The organism is Campylobacter concisus (assembly GCF_003048675.2).
Classification (GTDB): domain Bacteria; phylum Campylobacterota; class Campylobacteria; order Campylobacterales; family Campylobacteraceae; genus Campylobacter_A; species Campylobacter_A concisus_F.
This window is the reverse complement of sequence record NZ_CP060707.1, coordinates 1,130,968-1,146,973: the sequence shown is the minus strand read 5'-3', so window position 1 is coordinate 1,146,973 and position 16,006 is coordinate 1,130,968. Positions and strand designations below refer to the sequence as shown.

The 16,006-nt window shown below is 35.9% G+C and carries 15 protein-coding genes and 4 tRNA genes; 18 read left to right on the top strand and 1 reads right to left on the bottom strand.

Annotated elements, in window-relative coordinates:
- Nucleotides 1–7 precede the first annotated feature (7 nt).
- The 9 genes from waaA (at nt 8) to CVT00_RS10485 (ending at nt 6,076) form a co-directional block, all read left to right on the top strand.
- Complete coding sequence (gene waaA, locus CVT00_RS05730; protein ID WP_107915605.1) at nt 8–1,144, top strand: lipid IV(A) 3-deoxy-D-manno-octulosonic acid transferase; 1,137 nt, start codon at nt 8–10, stop codon at nt 1,142–1,144.
- Nucleotides 1,141–1,899: an RluA family pseudouridine synthase gene (locus CVT00_RS05725; RefSeq protein ID WP_103557708.1), complete on the top strand. Its 759-nt coding sequence runs from the start codon at nt 1,141–1,143 to the stop codon at nt 1,897–1,899. The genes waaA and CVT00_RS05725 overlap by 4 nt, the downstream gene beginning before the upstream one ends.
- 62 nt (nt 1,900–1,961) lie before the next feature.
- On the top strand, nt 1,962–3,302 hold the full coding sequence (ffh, locus tag CVT00_RS05720; RefSeq protein ID WP_103557707.1) for a signal recognition particle protein: 1,341 nt from the start codon (nt 1,962–1,964) through the stop codon (nt 3,300–3,302).
- Between the two features lie 70 nt (nt 3,303–3,372).
- A complete protein-coding gene (gene rpsP, locus CVT00_RS05715) occupies nt 3,373–3,600 on the top strand; it encodes a 30S ribosomal protein S16 (RefSeq protein ID WP_009293992.1) in 228 nt (75 codons plus the stop codon).
- Entirely contained in the window at nt 3,600–3,842 is a 243-nt protein-coding gene (locus CVT00_RS05710) for a KH domain-containing protein (RefSeq protein ID WP_009293991.1), read from the top strand. Before rpsP ends, CVT00_RS05710 begins: the two co-directional genes overlap by 1 nt.
- On the top strand, nt 3,835–4,365 hold the full coding sequence (rimM, locus tag CVT00_RS05705) for a ribosome maturation factor RimM (protein ID WP_103557706.1): 531 nt from the start codon (nt 3,835–3,837) through the stop codon (nt 4,363–4,365). Before CVT00_RS05710 ends, rimM begins: the two co-directional genes overlap by 8 nt.
- Nucleotides 4,362–5,054 (top strand): tRNA (guanosine(37)-N1)-methyltransferase TrmD, encoded by a 693-nt coding sequence (gene trmD, locus CVT00_RS05700; protein ID WP_103557705.1) that lies wholly within the window; start codon nt 4,362–4,364, stop codon nt 5,052–5,054. Before rimM ends, trmD begins: the two co-directional genes overlap by 4 nt.
- Nucleotides 5,055–5,062: 8 nt before the next feature.
- The gene (rplS, locus tag CVT00_RS05695) at nt 5,063–5,419 is read left to right on the top strand and encodes a 50S ribosomal protein L19 (protein WP_002941851.1); all 357 of its coding nucleotides are present in this window, start codon (nt 5,063–5,065) and stop codon (nt 5,417–5,419) included.
- A gap of 135 nt (nt 5,420–5,554) precedes the next feature.
- On the top strand, nt 5,555–6,076 hold the full coding sequence (locus CVT00_RS10485) for a ComEA family DNA-binding protein (protein WP_103557704.1): 522 nt from the start codon (nt 5,555–5,557) through the stop codon (nt 6,074–6,076).
- A 163-nt stretch (nt 6,077–6,239) separates the two neighbouring features.
- On the opposite strand, the gene lepB is transcribed toward CVT00_RS10485, so the two are convergent.
- On the bottom strand, nt 6,240–6,938 hold the full coding sequence (gene lepB / locus CVT00_RS05685) for a signal peptidase I (protein ID WP_103557703.1): 699 nt from the start codon (nt 6,936–6,938) through the stop codon (nt 6,240–6,242).
- Nucleotides 6,939–7,088: 150 nt separating this feature from the next.
- Between lepB and CVT00_RS05680 the strand changes: the two genes are divergently transcribed.
- The 9 genes from CVT00_RS05680 to CVT00_RS05640 all read left to right on the top strand — a co-directional run bounded on the left by CVT00_RS05680 (nt 7,089) and on the right by CVT00_RS05640 (nt 15,997).
- Nucleotides 7,089–7,164, top strand: a tRNA-Lys gene (locus CVT00_RS05680).
- A 15-nt stretch (nt 7,165–7,179) separates the two neighbouring features.
- Nucleotides 7,180–7,255 (top strand) — tRNA-Glu (locus CVT00_RS05675).
- 17 nt (nt 7,256–7,272) lie between these two features.
- Nucleotides 7,273–7,348: transfer RNA gene (locus tag CVT00_RS05670), tRNA-Val, on the top strand.
- A gap of 12 nt (nt 7,349–7,360) precedes the next feature.
- Nucleotides 7,361–7,437, top strand: a tRNA-Asp gene (locus CVT00_RS05665).
- 567 nt (nt 7,438–8,004) lie between these two features.
- Nucleotides 8,005–9,018 (top strand): bifunctional 3,4-dihydroxy-2-butanone 4-phosphate synthase/GTP cyclohydrolase II, encoded by a 1,014-nt coding sequence (locus tag CVT00_RS05660; RefSeq protein WP_103558213.1) that lies wholly within the window; start codon nt 8,005–8,007, stop codon nt 9,016–9,018.
- Nucleotides 9,019–9,028: 10 nt separating this feature from the next.
- Entirely contained in the window at nt 9,029–10,582 is a 1,554-nt protein-coding gene (locus tag CVT00_RS05655; RefSeq protein WP_103558202.1) for a type I restriction-modification system subunit M, read from the top strand.
- On the top strand, nt 10,579–11,778 hold the full coding sequence (locus tag CVT00_RS05650) for a restriction endonuclease subunit S (protein WP_107915823.1): 1,200 nt from the start codon (nt 10,579–10,581) through the stop codon (nt 11,776–11,778). The genes CVT00_RS05655 and CVT00_RS05650 overlap by 4 nt, the downstream gene beginning before the upstream one ends.
- A 5-nt stretch (nt 11,779–11,783) precedes the next feature.
- Nucleotides 11,784–12,905, top strand: coding sequence for an AAA family ATPase (locus CVT00_RS05645; RefSeq protein ID WP_103558204.1), 1,122 nt, complete (start codon nt 11,784–11,786; stop codon nt 12,903–12,905).
- Nucleotides 12,902–15,997, top strand: a complete 3,096-nt coding sequence (locus tag CVT00_RS05640; RefSeq protein WP_107915821.1) for a type I restriction endonuclease subunit R — start codon at nt 12,902–12,904, stop codon at nt 15,995–15,997. Before CVT00_RS05645 ends, CVT00_RS05640 begins: the two co-directional genes overlap by 4 nt.
- Nucleotides 15,998–16,006 lie beyond the last annotated feature (9 nt).

Sequence of the window (16,006 nt, the reverse complement as noted above, 5' to 3'; positions counted from 1 at the left end):
CACTTTCGTGATAATAATATATTATTTTTTAGCCTCAATACTCTATTTTTTTGGGGCTATTTTTCTAGTTTTATTAAGTTTCAAAAAAAAATACCATAGATCGATCCCAGCACGTTTTTTTCTCTTTAATAATCCAAAATTTCAAGATGCAGATGTGCATTTTCACGCTTGCTCATTTGGCGAGGTGCAAGCGCTTAAGCCTTTAATGAAAAAATTTGACAGCAAAGCCATAAGCATTGTGACAAATACGGGCTTTGAAGCGGCAAGTAAAATTTGTGCTAACACAAGATTTTTGCCATTTGAAATTTTCTTGCCATTTTGGCTAAAAAAGAGCAAAATTTTAGTCATTTTTGAGGCTGAGCTTTGGCTTATGCTAGTTTTCATGGCAAAGCTAAAAGGCAGTCGCGTGATACTGATAAACGCTAGAATTTCAGATAGAAGCTACAAAAGCTACTTGAAATTTGGTTTTTTTTACAGATATCTTTTTAAATTTATAGATAAAATTTACGCCCAAAGCGAGCTTGATAAAGAGCGGCTAAAAACGCTAGGAGCAGGTGAAATAGAGGTTGTTGGCAACATAAAAGCTGCGTTTTTACCAAGTGTGAATAAATTTTATGAAAAGCCAAAAGCTAGAGTGATCGTGCTAGCAAGTACGCATACTGGCGAAGAAGAGATGATTTTAGATAATTTAAATTTAAATGAAAACGATCTTTTAATCATCGCACCACGCCATCCTGAGAGATTTGCAGAGGTTGAAAAGCTATCGAGCGAGTATGCTAAAAAGTATGACTTTAGCTTTGCTAAATTTAGCCAAAGGCATAAATTTGACGCTAAAGTAAATTTGCTTGATACTTTAGGCGAGCTTGTAAATGTCTATGCTATTAGCGATATAGTCGTGCTTGGTGGCAGTTTTGTGCCAAATATCGGCGGGCATAATCCAATCGAGTGCGCGCAATTTAACCCAGTGATAATTAGCGGTGAGTTTATATTTAATCAAAAGGCGCTATTTGGCCTAGTTGAAAACATCTACATCGCAAAGGCTAGCGAGATCGGCGGCATAATGGGTAGTGACGCCAAAAAGAGCAAGATCGCCGTGCAAGCAAGCGCTGATGCGATCATAGAAGATATAAGGAGCACTTTATGAGTGAAGAAAAAGCGTATAAAATTTTAGCCAAACAAAAAAATATCTCAAACAACGAGGCAAAGGAGCTAATCGACAGCGGACTAGTCTATGCTAAGGGGCAAAAGGTGATGATTGCTCGTGCACTGATGAGCGAAAATACTAAATTTAGCGTTGAAGAGATGCCAAAGCCAAGTGTTATCTTTGAAGATGAAAATTTAATAGCCATTAATAAGCCTGCTGCCATAACTAGCGAAAAAATCAGTCAAATTTATAAATTTCCACTCCTTCACAGGCTCGATAAAGATACAAGCGGCGTGCTGCTTCTTGTAAAAAATGACGAATTTGCGAGCCTTGCCATAAATGAGTTTAAAAAGATGAAGGTTGAGAAAATTTACGTGGCCGCAGTTAGGGGCATCATGAGCGAGGAGGTGGTCGTAAATGAGCCGATCTTAACGATAAAAAATAAAAATGGCGCCTTTTCTAAGATATCAAAAGATGGCAAAGAGGCGATCAGTGAAATTTCACCGCTCATGGTTGCGGGTAAAAAAACGCTTGTAAAAGTTGCCATAAAAACAGGCAGAACGCACCAGATAAGAGTGCATTTGGCTAGTTTAAATTTACCTATCGTTGGCGATGAGAAATACGGCAAAAATAGGGCAAATAGAATGTTTTTGCATGCTTATTCTATCGCTCTTTTAGACTATAAATTTAAGGCGCCGATCCCAAGAGAATTTAATTCTCTTGGATTTGAGCTATCTAATAAATTTGAAATTTAAAGAGCAATAAAGAAATTATTTAGTAATATACGCCCTTTAATAACAACTTAGAAAGGTGATTAGTGTTCGAACAAATTAGCGAGTCTTTTAGATTAGCCGTTAGCAAGATACGTTTTGTAGATGACGAAAAAGCTCTAAAAAACGCACTTGACGTGCTTAAAAAAGCTCTTTTAAAAGCTGATGTTCACCATAAAGTCACTAAAGATCTACTCGCATCTATCGAAAGCGAACTAAAGCAAACTGGAGTTGGTCAAAAGAATTTCTTAGATGCAATCAAGTCAAATTTAACGACTATCTTAACAGCTCCTGGTAATCAAGGCTTTGTCTATGCGCCAGTTGCACCGACTATCGTTTTGATGGCTGGTTTGCAAGGTAGCGGTAAAACTACGACAACTATCAAGCTTGCAAACTATCTAAAATTAAGAAAGAAAAAAGTTTTAGTTGCAGCTTGTGATTTGCAAAGATTAGCGGCCGTTGAGCAGCTAAGACAGCTCTGCGTTGCAAACGAGATCGATCTTTTCTATATAGAAAATGAAAACAACCCAATAAAAGTAGCAAAAGAAGCACTAGAAAAAGCAAAAAGCGGCCTTTATGACGTACTTTTGGTGGATACTGCTGGTCGTCTTGCGATCGATGAAAAGTTGATGCAAGAGATAAAAGATGTAAAAAATGCGATAAATCCACATGAAATTTTCTACGTAGCTGACGCTATGAGCGGACAAGACGCTGTAAAAACAGCTACAAGTTTTAATGAAGTTTTGGGAATTTCTGGAGTTATCCTTTCTAAATTCGACTCTGACTCAAAGGGTGGCGTAGCTATTAGTATCGCAAAACAGCTAAATATTCCACTTAGATTTGTCGGTACTGGCGAGAAAGTAGCTGATATCGAGAGCTTTATACCAGATCGTATCGTAAGCCGTATAATGGGCGAGGGTGACTTAGCTACTTTGGTCGAGAAAACATCGATTATTATAGATGAAAAAGAGGCAAAACGCCTAAATCAAAAGATAAAGAAAGGTCAGTTTAATTTTAATGACTTTTTAGATCAAATGGAAAGCGTTAAAAAGCTTGGTAGCATGAAGTCTTTGATGGGGATGATACCTGGACTTTCAGGTCTTGCAAATCAGATAAAAGATATAGACCTTGATAATTCAAAAGAAATTTTGCATATTAAGGCTATGATAAACTCTATGACGCAAAAAGAGCGTGAAAATCCAGATCTTTTAAACAATAGCAGAAAAAGGCGTTTGGCAGCTGGCTCTGGACTATCTCAAGTGGAGGTAAATCGCTTTTTGAAGCAGTTTGAAAACGCTTCAAAGCTTGCTAAGAAATTTTCAGGAAAAGGCGGAGCAAAAGGACTTGCAAATATGCTTTCACAAGCAAATTTAAAAAGACCTGTTTGAAAAAAGGGTTTAAATTTGGATATTTGTTATCTAAATTTAAGCTTTATTTAAAACAAGAGGAGAATATAATATGGCAACAGTAGTAAGACTAACAAGAATGGGACGTAAAAAAAGACCTTTTTATCGTATAGTTGTTACAGATAGCAGAAAAAGACGTGATAGCGGTTGGATAGAGAGCATTGGTTATTACAACCCTATGGTTGAGCCAAATGTTATAAATTTCAACAAAGAGAGATTGGATTACTGGAAAAGCGTCGGTGCTAAACTTAGCGACAGAGTTGCGCAAATTACAAAATAATGGTTGAAAATTTTTTATACGAATACGCCAAGCTGATAGCTGATTTTCCTGAAAAGGTAACTATCGAGCGTCAAGAGCTTGGTGAAAATTTTGTCGAGATTATTATAAGTGCCGATAAGGTTGATACTGGAAAACTTATCGGCAAAGACGGCAAAATGATAAATGCTATAAAGACCGTTATTATTGGCTGTAAAGCCAAAGACAATACAAGTTATAGAGTAACGGTAAAAGCTATTGAATAGTGATATTGTTGAAGTCGCTACCATCGGGAGATGTGTTGGTTTAAAGGGCTATTTAAAGCTTCACAACAAGAGCGACTTCCCAGAACAATTTAAAAAAGGCGCAACCTTTTTTGATAAAAACAATGATCAGCTCATCATAAAAGACTATAATAGACAAAAAGAGCTGGTTTTGTTTGAAAATTTTGATGACTTAGACCTTGCCAAAACACTTGTAAATAGAACCATCTACACTACAAAAGAGCTCACTAGAAAAAGCTGCAAGTTAAAAAAAGATGAATTTTTTCAGTTTGACATTATTGGATTAAAAGTAGTAGAAAATAGTGAAATTTTGGGTATTGTGGAAGATATCCAAGATAATTTTTCAAATTCACTTTTATACATAAAAACAGACGAAGAGCTTATCGTAGCCGGCAAACCAAAGAATTTCTACATTCCATACTTGGAGCAGTTTATCATAAGTGTAAATTTGGATAGTGGAGAGATTTTGGTAAAAGGCGCTAGAGACATCTTAGAAAATTCATGAAATTTACATTTATTACACTTTTTGAAAATTTAGTCAAACCTTACTTTTGTGATTCTATTTTAAAACGTGCGATTAGTAATAAATTTATTGAAATTGATTTTATAAATCCAAGAAATTTTACCAATGATAAGCATAATAAAGTTGATGATTATATGATCGGAGGCGGAGCAGGGCTTTTGATGTTTCCACGGCCTTTGGATGAATCTATCAAATTTCTAAAGCAAAAAGATAAAAATGCTCATGTGATATTTTTGACGCCAGCCGGTAAAAAATTTTGTCAAAATGACGCAAAAAGGCTTTCTCAAAAAGATCATATTTGTTTTGTTTGTAGTAGATACGAAGGGCTTGATGAGAGAGTTGTTGAGCTTTGGGCGGACGAAGTTTTTTGCATAGGTGATTTTATTTTAACTGGCGGAGAGCTGCCTGCACTTTGTATGAGTGACGCGATATCAAGAAACGTGCCTGGTGTTTTAGGAAACGACGTGAGCCTTGAAGTAGAGAGCTTTGAGGATAATCTGCTTGAAGCTCCAGCTTTTACAAAACCTGATAATTTTAAATCCATCTTTGTGGTTTCAGAGTTTTTAAAGGGTAATCATGCTAAAATCCACAACTTAAAAAACAAGATGGCTCACTGCAAAACAAGGTACTTTCGCCCTGATTTATATCAAAAGCTAAAGCCACATAAATAAGGAAAAACATGAGAAATAAATACATTGAAGCGTTTGAAAATGCTCAAATTGCTGGTAAGAATATCCCTGACTTCCGTGCAGGTGATACATTGCGTGTGGCTACTCGTATTCATGAGGGCGACAAAACAAGAATTCAAAATTTTGAAGGCATTTGTATAGCTAGACGTGGTAGCGGCACTGGCGAAACATTTATCATCAGAAAAATCGGTGCTAATAGTGTGGGTGTTGAGAGAATTTTCCCAATATTTAGCGACTCTATAGAAGAGATAAAGGTTCTTAGAAAAGGTCGTGTTAGAAGAGCTAAACTATTCTATCTACGCGAACTACGCGGTAAAGCAGCTAAGATTCGCGAACTTAGAAAATAAAACTTTTTCCCTGAAATTTTCAGGGATTTTCTCCTATAAACTATATTTAAAATCATTTTATATTACTCAATATTTATACTTCATTAATCACTCTTTGCTAGAATTTTACTTCAAATTTACTTTTAAGGAATAAAAATGAAAAAAATATTGGTTTCACTTGCAGCTATTGCGTCTTTGGCTATGGCAGCAATCAATCTAAACACAGCTACTAAAGAGGAGCTTATGAGTCTTGATGGCATTGGCAGTGCAAAAGCAGACGCGATCATCGAGTATAGAAAAGCAAATAAATTTAACTCAATCGACGATCTCAAAAATGTAAATGGCATCGGAGATAAAACTTTTGATAACCTAAAAGGTGAAATTTCTACTACTGGCAAGAGCGAAGTAAGCGAAAAAGCAAAAGCTAGTAAGAAGAAAATATATGAGGCAAAAGATGAGATGAAAGAAAAAATCTCTGATAAAAAAGATAAATTTAAAAAGAAAGCTTCTAAAACCAAAGAAGAGCTAACTTCTAACAAAGAAGATGAAACTAGCATAAGTGAAAAAGCAAAAGATGAAAAAGATAAGGTTGTTGATAAAATAAAAGAAAAGAAAGAAAAAGCCGCTTCAAAAGCTAAATCTAAAAAAGAAAAACTTAAAGAAAAACTAGAGAAATAAAAATATTTTAAAACCCGCTTGTGGTTTCAAGCGGGTTTTATAAAATCATATATTTTTTGTTTTAATTATAATTGACAAAAAATATTACAACTTTCTTCAAATTTTATTGATCCGATAATTTGCTTAATTTTCATCTTCAGCCAAGGTGTTTTTCTAAATTGTGTCAAAATAGCTGCCATCTAACTTTGCCAACTAAAAATTTATATGGAACTGCCCCAAAAAAACGACTATCAAAAGAGTGATTGCGGTTATCGCCAACCATGAAAAATGTATCTTTTTCTAACTTCCATATAAAAACATTTTGACAATCCGGAGTATCTAAATTTGATTTAGATGAAGCTATTTCTGAAGTATCCGTGCCATTAAGAGTTTCTTTTAACTCTTTTTGATACTCATGTTCTAAGGCATTAAATATCGTTGCACTATCTTCATCATAGTATATGCCTGCAAATTGTTCTTTATACGGATCAAAAATAAATTCTTTGTCTTGCGGACGTTTTAAATAAAGACCGTCACAAGTGAATTGAACCTCATCACCACCAATAGCAAAAACGCGTTTCATAAGGTGAGTTTTTGGACTTAGTGGATTTCTAAAAACTATCACATCTCCACGCTCCGGACGGGCAGTAGAATCTAATATGTGCCCACTATCGGCTTTTGATGAGATAAGAGGCGTTTGCGAGAAAGGACTATATGGGTTTAATATACCGTAGTCAAAAAGAGTTGCAACTATAACCGAATCAATCTTGTATGTTGGTTCCATTGATCTTGTGGGAACAAAGTATATCCTTAAAAAGAATACTTGCATTACGATAAATAATGCAATGATACCAAGTATAAATTTTATAAAAAATTTTTTCATAAAGAAAACATCCTTTATCTACTAAGTTGGTTGTAATTGTATAGTAATTTTGCTTAACATCTCAAGACGACCGTGTATAGGAGGATTTCTTTTTTTCTTGACATACAATAATGTTTTTTGTATAATCTCAATTCTTTTTTAAATAATCATGTCTTGCTAGCTCAGTCGGTAGAGCATCTCACTTTTAATGAGGGGGCCGTTGGTTCGAATCCAACGCAGGACACCATTTTTTTGGGTTTATGACCCTTTCGTCTAGTGGCTCAGGACTCTACTTTCTCTGTGTAGGAACAGAGGTTCAAATCCTCTAAGGGTCGCCAGATATTTTAAATTTTTAGGTCGCTTAGCTCAGTTGGTAGAGCGCCACCCTTACAAGGTGGATGTCATAAGTTCGAGTCTTATAGCGACCACCATTACTTTTAGGTGCAGCGGTAGTTCAGTTGGTTAGAATGCCGCCCTGTCACGGCGGAGGTCGCGGGTTCGAGCCCCGTCCGCTGCGCCATCTACTTTTTAAATTTTTTCATATTTTTATTTTTGTCTTTATTTTTAAATTTAATGCAATTTTATAAAATATTCTGTTAAATAATATGTAAAATAATACATAAAATATTGTCTTTAGAAAAATTTAAAATATATTTTTCTATTAAAATTTTTAGCTTTTTATAGTTAAGGCAACGATGACAGCATAAAATTTCACTCGATTTTTAAATTAATCAATATTTAAATTTAAAAATTACTTATTTTTGAATTTAATATAGAAATTCTCAATTATCTTTATAGTGCTATCAATAAGCTAAAATAACAATTTATTGTTGCCTAACGTTTAAGGCATATTTTAGTAATTCTAATTCAAAAATTTGTTTTTATCGCACAAACATACATTTAAATTTTATGCCTATATGAGATGAATTTATTCTGCCAAATGGCTAATATCAACCTCAAAAGCTTAAATTTTGGTGTAAATTCTTTTTTTTTCTCAAAAGTGATTACCGGCAAAGAAAAAATATGGTTTTTATCTTTTGATTATCAAAATATCAATATAATCGTAAAAATTTATAAAAGGATAATTATGGCACTTGAAAATGTATTAAGAGCGATTGAAGATATAAAAAATGGAAAAATGGTCGTCATGGTCGATGATGAGGACCGCGAAAACGAGGGCGATCTAGTCTTTTCGGCAGCTAGTAGCGACATGCAAAAGGTAAATTTTGCTATCACTCACGCAAAGGGCGTGCTCTGTCTTGCGATGGATGAGGCAAACGCTAAAAGGCTTGATCTGCCGCTAATGGTAGCCAAAAATACATCGAGCCATGAGACAGCTTTTACGGTTACGATCGACGCAAAGGATGCAACAACGGGTGTGAGCGCATACGAGCGCGATATGACGATCAGACTTGCGGCTGAGGCTAGCTCAAAGCCTGAAGACTTCGTGCGTCCAGGACACATTTTCCCGCTAATCGCTAAAAATGGCGGCGTGCTCGTTCGTACAGGCCACACCGAGGGCTCGGTCGATCTTTGCAAGCTTGCAGGTGTTGCTCCTATGGCATCGATATGCGAGATCGTAAAAGAAGATGGCACTATGGCAAGACGCGATTATTTAGAGGAGTTTTGTAAGAAATTTGGGCTAAATATGATCAGTGTTTCTGACTTGGTTGAGTATAGGCTAAGCCATGAAAGCCTCATAAAAGTTGGCGAAAAAAGTGACGTGATGATCGCAAACTGTGCCGCAGTAAGATACGATATCACCGATCACAAAGGTAAAATCCACTCAGCTTATATTTTTGGTGAGCCAAAGAGCAAGGCAAATGTCAAATTTCAAAAGATCCTCGCCGATCACGAGCTTTTGAGCAGTCCAAAATATGACGAGCTTTTAAAAACTATCAAATTTTTAAACCAAAATGGTGGAATTTTGATCTTTTTAGATAGTGACAACCAAAATTCGAGCAAAGACTACGGCATCGGAGCGCAAATTTTAAATCACTTTGGCGTAAAGGATATCGAGCTTCTAAGCTCAAATAAAAATAAAGAATTTGTAAGCTTAGCTGGTTTTGGGCTAAATATAGTCGGTTATAAGGAAATTTAAAGGAGATAAAATGAGCGAAGAGGCACAACGCAGAGCCTTACAAAATCAAATTTGGAGCATCGCAAATGAAGTAAGGGGTGCTGTTGATGGATGGGACTTTAAGCAGTATGTCCTCGGAACTTTGTTTTATAGATTTATCAGCGAAAATTTTACTGACTACATAGAGGCTGGAGACGAGAGCATCGACTACGCTAGCATGGGCGACGATGAGATAGATGACGAGCAAAAAAGGGTCATTATAGAAGAAAAGGGCTACTTTATATATCCTAGCCAGCTTTTTAAAAATGTCGTAAAAAATGCCTCAAATAATGAAAATTTAAATACCGATCTAGATCAAATTTTTAAAAGTATCGAAGGCTCAGCCGCTGGTTTTGAGTCAGAGCAGGATATCAAAGGTCTTTTTGCTGACTTTGATACGACAAGCAACAGGCTTGGCAATAGCGTCGCAGATAAAAATAGAAGGCTTGCTGCTGTTTTAAACGGAGTTGCTGGGCTTGACTTTGGTGACTTTAAAGATAACCACATTGATCTTTTCGGCGATGCTTATGAGTTTCTCATCTCAAACTACGCCGCAAATGCCGGTAAGTCAGGTGGTGAGTTTTTCACTCCGCAAAATGTATCAAAGCTCATCTCTGAGCTAGCCATGCACGGACAAGAAAGTGTAAATAAAATTTACGATCCAGCTTGTGGTTCTGGTTCGCTACTTTTGCAAGCTAAAAAGAGATTTGACAAGCATGAGGTAGAGCAGGGCTTTTTTGGACAAGAGATCAATCACACGACATTTAACCTTGCTCGCATGAATATGTTTTTACACAACATAAACTACTCTAAATTTCACATAGAGCTTGGCGATACGCTTTTAGACCCAAAGCTTCAGGATGATAAGCCATTTGACGCCATCGTCTCAAACCCTCCTTACTCTATAAACTGGATCGGCAGCGATGATCCCACACTTATAAATGATGCTAGATTTGCCCCAGCTGGTGTGCTAGCACCTAAAAGCAAGGCAGACTTTGCCTTTATCATGCATGCCCTTAGCTATCTTTCAGCCAAGGGGCGAGCCGCTATCGTTAGCTTTCCTGGCATTTTTTATAGAGGCGGCGCAGAAAAGAAGATACGTGAGTATCTAGTAAAAGAAAATTTCGTCGAAACCATCATTGCCCTAGCACCAAATCTCTTCTATGGCACATCGATCGCTGTAAATATCCTTGTGCTCTCAAAACACAAAAGTGAAAACAAAACGCAGTTTATAGACGCTAGTGAGTTTTTTGAGAAAAGAACGAACAATAACGTTTTAACAAATGAGCACATTAAAAAGATAGTAGAAATTTTTGCTAGCAAAGAAGAGATCGCTCACGTGGCTACATCGGTGGATAATGACACTATCGCCCAAAATGACTACAACCTAGCAGTTAGCTCCTACGTCGAGCCAAAAGATACACGCGAAAAGATAGATATAAATGAGCTAAATTTACAGATAAAAGAGACCGTGGCTAAGATATCAAATTTACGCTCGCAGATAGACGATATCATCGCGCAGATAGAGCTGGGCGGCGAGAGATGAGTAAAATTTTTGATCTGATAAATGAGCTTTGTCCGAATGGGGTTGAATTTAGAGAGCTTGGAGATGTCGTGGATTACACTCAGCCTACAGATTTTATAGTTGTTAATACAAATTATGATGATAAATTTGATACCCCAGTTTTGACGGCTGGTCAAAGTTTTATACTTGGCTATACAAACGAAGCTTTTGGAATTTATGAAGCATCTAAGACGGCAGCTATTATTTTTGATGATTTTACAACAGCATTTCGATGGGTAGATTTTGATTTTAAAGTTAAATCGTCGGCAATAAAAATTTTAAATAATAAAAATGATGATGAAACGAATTTTAAATTTGTTTATTATGCTATGAAGTGTATAAAATTTGAGCCAATAAATCATGAACGACATTGGATTAGTAAATATTCTAAATTTAAAATTCCTGTGCCTCCGATGGAAGTGCAGCGTGAAATAGTCCGTATCTTGGACTCTTTCACGCTTCTTGCAGCAGAGCTTGCAGCAGAGCTTGCAGCAGAGCTTACAGCTAGAAAAAAGCAGTATGAATTTTACCGCGACTTTCTTTTAAATTTTAACGAAGATCAAAGTGAAATTGAATGGGACATTATAGACAATATTTTTATTATGAAAAATGGCTATACACCTTCAAAAGCAAATAAAGATTTTTGGGAAAATGGAACTATATCTTGGTATAGAATGGAGGATATACGTGAAAATGGTAGAATTTTATCTGAGTCTATACAAAAAATAACACCTCAAGCTGTTAAGGGAGGTAAATTAATCCCTAAAAATTCAATTATTGTCGCGACTACCGCGACTATTGGCGAGCACGCGCTCGCAATCGCTGATTCATTTTTAATGAATCAGCAATTCACGTCTTTTACAATACGTGAATTGCTAAAAGACAAACTTGATACCAAGTTTGTCTTTTATTATTTCTTTAAAATTTGTGAATGGTGCAAACAAAATACAAATTCTAGTTCTTTTCCATCAGTTGATATGGCTAAACTTAAAAAAGTAAAATTTCCTATCCCATCACCTCAAACACAGCAAAAGGTTGTTGAGATATTGGATAAATTTGATACGCTTGTAAATTCTATAACTGAGGGTTTGCCACGAGAGATAGAGCTAAGGCACAAGCAGTATGAATACTACCGTGAAAAGCTTTTAAATTTTACAGAACTTAAAAAGGAGATATAAGCCTCATGACAACTCTTAATGAAGTAGCAAATGAGTTGAAGAAGTGGAACAAAAAAACACAGTTAATCTATGCTTTTAATGGTACAGGCAAAACGCGGTTATCTGTGGAGTTTAAAAACTTAATAGATCCAAAAAGAGATGAAAATGATGATTTTAATCAAAAGAAGATCGTTTACTATAATGCTTTTACGCAGGATTTATTTTACTGGGATAATGATATAGAAAACGATATTGAACCAAAACTAAAAATACAGCCAAATGTTTTTACGGATTGGATATTTAAAGTGCATGGTCTAAGCGGAGAAGTTATTGATATTTTTCAACTTTATGTAAATAAAAAACTTGAGCCTAAATTTAATGAAGATTTTTCAGAAGTTTTATTTCATTTTGTGAGTGATAATACCCCTAATGATAATGTTAAAATTTCAAAAGGAGAAGAAAGTATTTTTATTTGGAGTATTTTTTATGTGTTAATGAAACAAATAATAAGCGAATTAAATATAACAGAGTCAGATAGTCGTTCAACGCATGAATTTGATAATTTGGAATATATTTTTATAGATGATCCAGTTAGTTCGCTGGATGAGAACAATTTAATAGAGATGGCTGTCAATTTGGCTAGGAGAATAAAGGAAAGTGAATCGGATTTAAAATTTATAATCACTACTCATAGTCCCCTTTTTTATAATGTTTTGCATAATAGTTTCAAGACTGACACAACTGCCAGAAGATTAATCTTAAAAAAAACGGAAGATGGAAATTATGACCTTAAAGATCAAAAAAATGATTCGCCTTTTGCTTATCATCTTTATTTAAAGTCTGAGATAGAAAGAGCTATCGAAAATAATCAGATAAAGAAGTACCATTTTAATTTTTTAAGAAATATTTTGGAAAAAACTTCTACTTTTCTCGGTTATGAAAAATGGGCTGATTTATTACCAAATACTTCAGGTGGTGATTCTAAACCATATGAAACAAGATTGATTAATATTTCAAGTCATTCTAAACATTCTGCTGAAGAGTATTCTGAACCAACAGATAATGATAAAAGGGTATTGAAATTTCTAATGCAAGAGATAAATACTATGTATCATTTTCAAGATAACAAGTTAAAGAGAACAAAATGATAGAAAATAAAGTTATATTGGAATCTGAAAATTTCATCGTTTTAGATAAATATGAGAGATTGCCTCAGTCTTCAAGCTACCAAAGCGAAGCGGATATGGAGCGTGAGCTTATAGATGATCTTGCAAAACAAGGCTATGAGTATAAAAAAGATATAAACTCTCAAACGGAACTTTTACGAAATTTAAAAGAGCAGCTAGAGAGGCTAAATAACGTTAAATTTAGCCCCTCAGAGTGGAAAAGGTTAGTCGAAGAGTATATCGACAAGCCAAACGATGGCATAGTGGAAAAGACCCGCAAGATACAAGATGATCACATATATGATTTTGTTTTTGATGATGGGCATATACAAAATATCTGCCTTATCGATAAAAAAGATATCGCTAAAAACAGCTTGCAGGTGATAAATCAATTTGAACAAACTGGCTCATCGCGCAACAGATATGATGTCACTATACTTGTTAATGGCTTGCCGCTCGTGCAAATAGAGCTTAAAAAGCGAGGCGTAGCGATAAGAGAAGCTTTTAATCAAATTCACCGCTACTCCAAAGAGAGCTTTAACTCATCAAATTCTCTCTTTAAATACTTGCAAATTTTTATCATCTCAAATGGCACAGATACAAGATACTTTGCAAACACAACCAAGCGGGATAAAACCAGCTTTGACTTTACTATAAACTGGGCAAATTCAAAAAACGAAGCCATAAAAGATATAAAGGACTTTACGGCTACATTTTTGGCGAAAAATACGCTTCTTAGCATACTTAGCAAATACTGCATCTTTGACACAAACAACACCTTGCTTATAATGCGTCCTTATCAGATAGCGGCGACTGAGCGCATACTTTGGAAGATAAATAGCTCGCATAATGCTAAATGCTACTCAAAGCCAGAGGGCGGCGGCTTTATATGGCATACGACAGGATCTGGCAAGACGCTAACTAGCTTTAAGGCAGCTAGGCTTGCTACGCAGCTTGATTTTATAGAAAAAGTCTTTTTTGTGGTTGATAGAAAAGACCTTGACTATCAGACTATGAAGGAGTATCAAAAATTTTCAAAAGATAGTGTAAATGGCTCAGCTAGCTCAGCAGAGCTAAAGCGAAATACTCAAAAAGATGACGGAAAGATAATCGTAACAACCATACAAAAGCTAAATAACCTGATGAAGAGCGAAGATGATCTAAGCATATATCAAAAAGAGGTTGTTTTTATATTTGACGAGTGCCACAGGTCTCAGTTTGGTGAAGCGCAGAAAAATTTAAAGAAGAAATTTAAGAAATTTTATCAGTTTGGCTTTACTGGAACGCCGATATTTCCTCAAAATGCCATCGGAGCAGAGACTACGCAAAGTGTCTTTGGAAGCTCACTTCATGAATATGTAATAGTCGATGCCATAAGAGATGAGAAGGTGCTTAAATTTAAGGTTGATTATAACAATGTCGTGCCTAAATTTAAGAGCATAGAGACGGAAAAAGACGAGCTAAAGCTAAGTGCAGCTGAAAACAAAAGTGCATTTTTGCACCCTGAGCGTATCAAAGAAATTTCAGAGTATGTGCTAGAGAAATTTCATCAAAAAACTCACCGCTTAAACGCAAGTGGCAAGGGCTTTAACGCTATGTTTGCGGTAAGCTCGGTAGATGCAGCGAAGCTTTATTATGAAGCGTTTAAAAATTTACAAAGTAATCAAAAGCGAGCTTTAAAGATAGCGACAATATTTTCTTTTTCACAAAACGAAGAGCAAGATATGGTTGGCGAGATAGCTGACGAGGGCTTTGAGCCAGAGGCGATGGACGTTAGCTCAAAAGAGTTTTTAAACAGCGCGATAAAAGACTACAATGCCTACTTTAAGACAAATTTTAGCGTTGATGGTGGGTCGTTTCAAGACTACTACCGAGATCTAAGCGAGCGCACAAAAAAGCAAGAGATCGATCTGCTCCTAGTTGTTGGCATGTTTTTAACTGGATTTGACGCGCCTTGTCTAAACACGCTCTTTGTGGATAAAAATTTACGCTATCACGGGCTCATACAAGCATACTCTAGGACAAATAGAATTTATGGTGCTACAAAAACTTTTGGCAATATCGTGACATTTAGAGACCTAGAAAAAGCGACAGAAGATGCTATAACTCTTTTTGGTAAAGGCAGCACCAAAAGCGTCATACTAGAAAAAAGCTATAAAGAGTATATGGATGGCTTTACAGATGCGGTATCTGGCGAGGCAAGAAGGGGCTTTGTAGATGTAGTAAGCGAGCTAGAGGCGAAATTCCCTGATCCTGCTAAGATAGAGACGCAAAAGGATAAGAAAGAATTTGTAAAGCTTTTTGGAGAGTATCTAAGGGTGGAAAATGCTTTGCAAAACTACGATGAATTTGTTGCTCTAAGGGCTTTGCAAGAGGTAAATTTAGACGATGAAAAAGCAGTTTGTGAGTTTAGGGATAAATTTGGCTTAAGTGATGAACAAATCAAAGAGATGCAAAGCATAAAAGTGCCAAATGCAAGGGCTTTGCAAGACTACCGCGGAACGTATAATGATATAAGAGAGTGGCTAAGAAAAGAAAAGGCTGGCGAAGAGAAGGAAAAAGAGAGGATAAACTGGGATGATGTGGTATTTGAGGTTGATCTACTAAAGTCTCAGGAGATAAATTTAGACTATATTTTGGGTTTGATATTTGAGCATAATAAAAAGATAAAAGATAAAGCAGCCCTTACTGATGAGGTGCGTCGCATCATCCGCTCGAGCTTGGAAAACCGCTCAAAAGAGGGGTTGATAGTTGATTTTATAAACCAAAGCGACTTGGATAAATTTAAAGACCGAGCCAGCGTGATAGAAGAGTTTTTTAAATTTGCAAAAGGTGTGATGAAAAAAGAGGCGGATGAGCTTATCACTTCTTTAAATTTAGACGAGACTGGAGCAAGAAGGTTTATAAGCTCGTCTTTAAAGAGTGGCTTTGTAAGTCAGAGCGGAACGCAAATAGGCGAGATACTGCCTAAGATCAGCCCTTTAAATAAAAACTATCCAATAATCAGGCAAAAAGTCATCGACGAGATATCGCATTTTGTTGATAAATTTAAAGAGGTTGGCTCGTCGGTTTAGGGGTGCTTT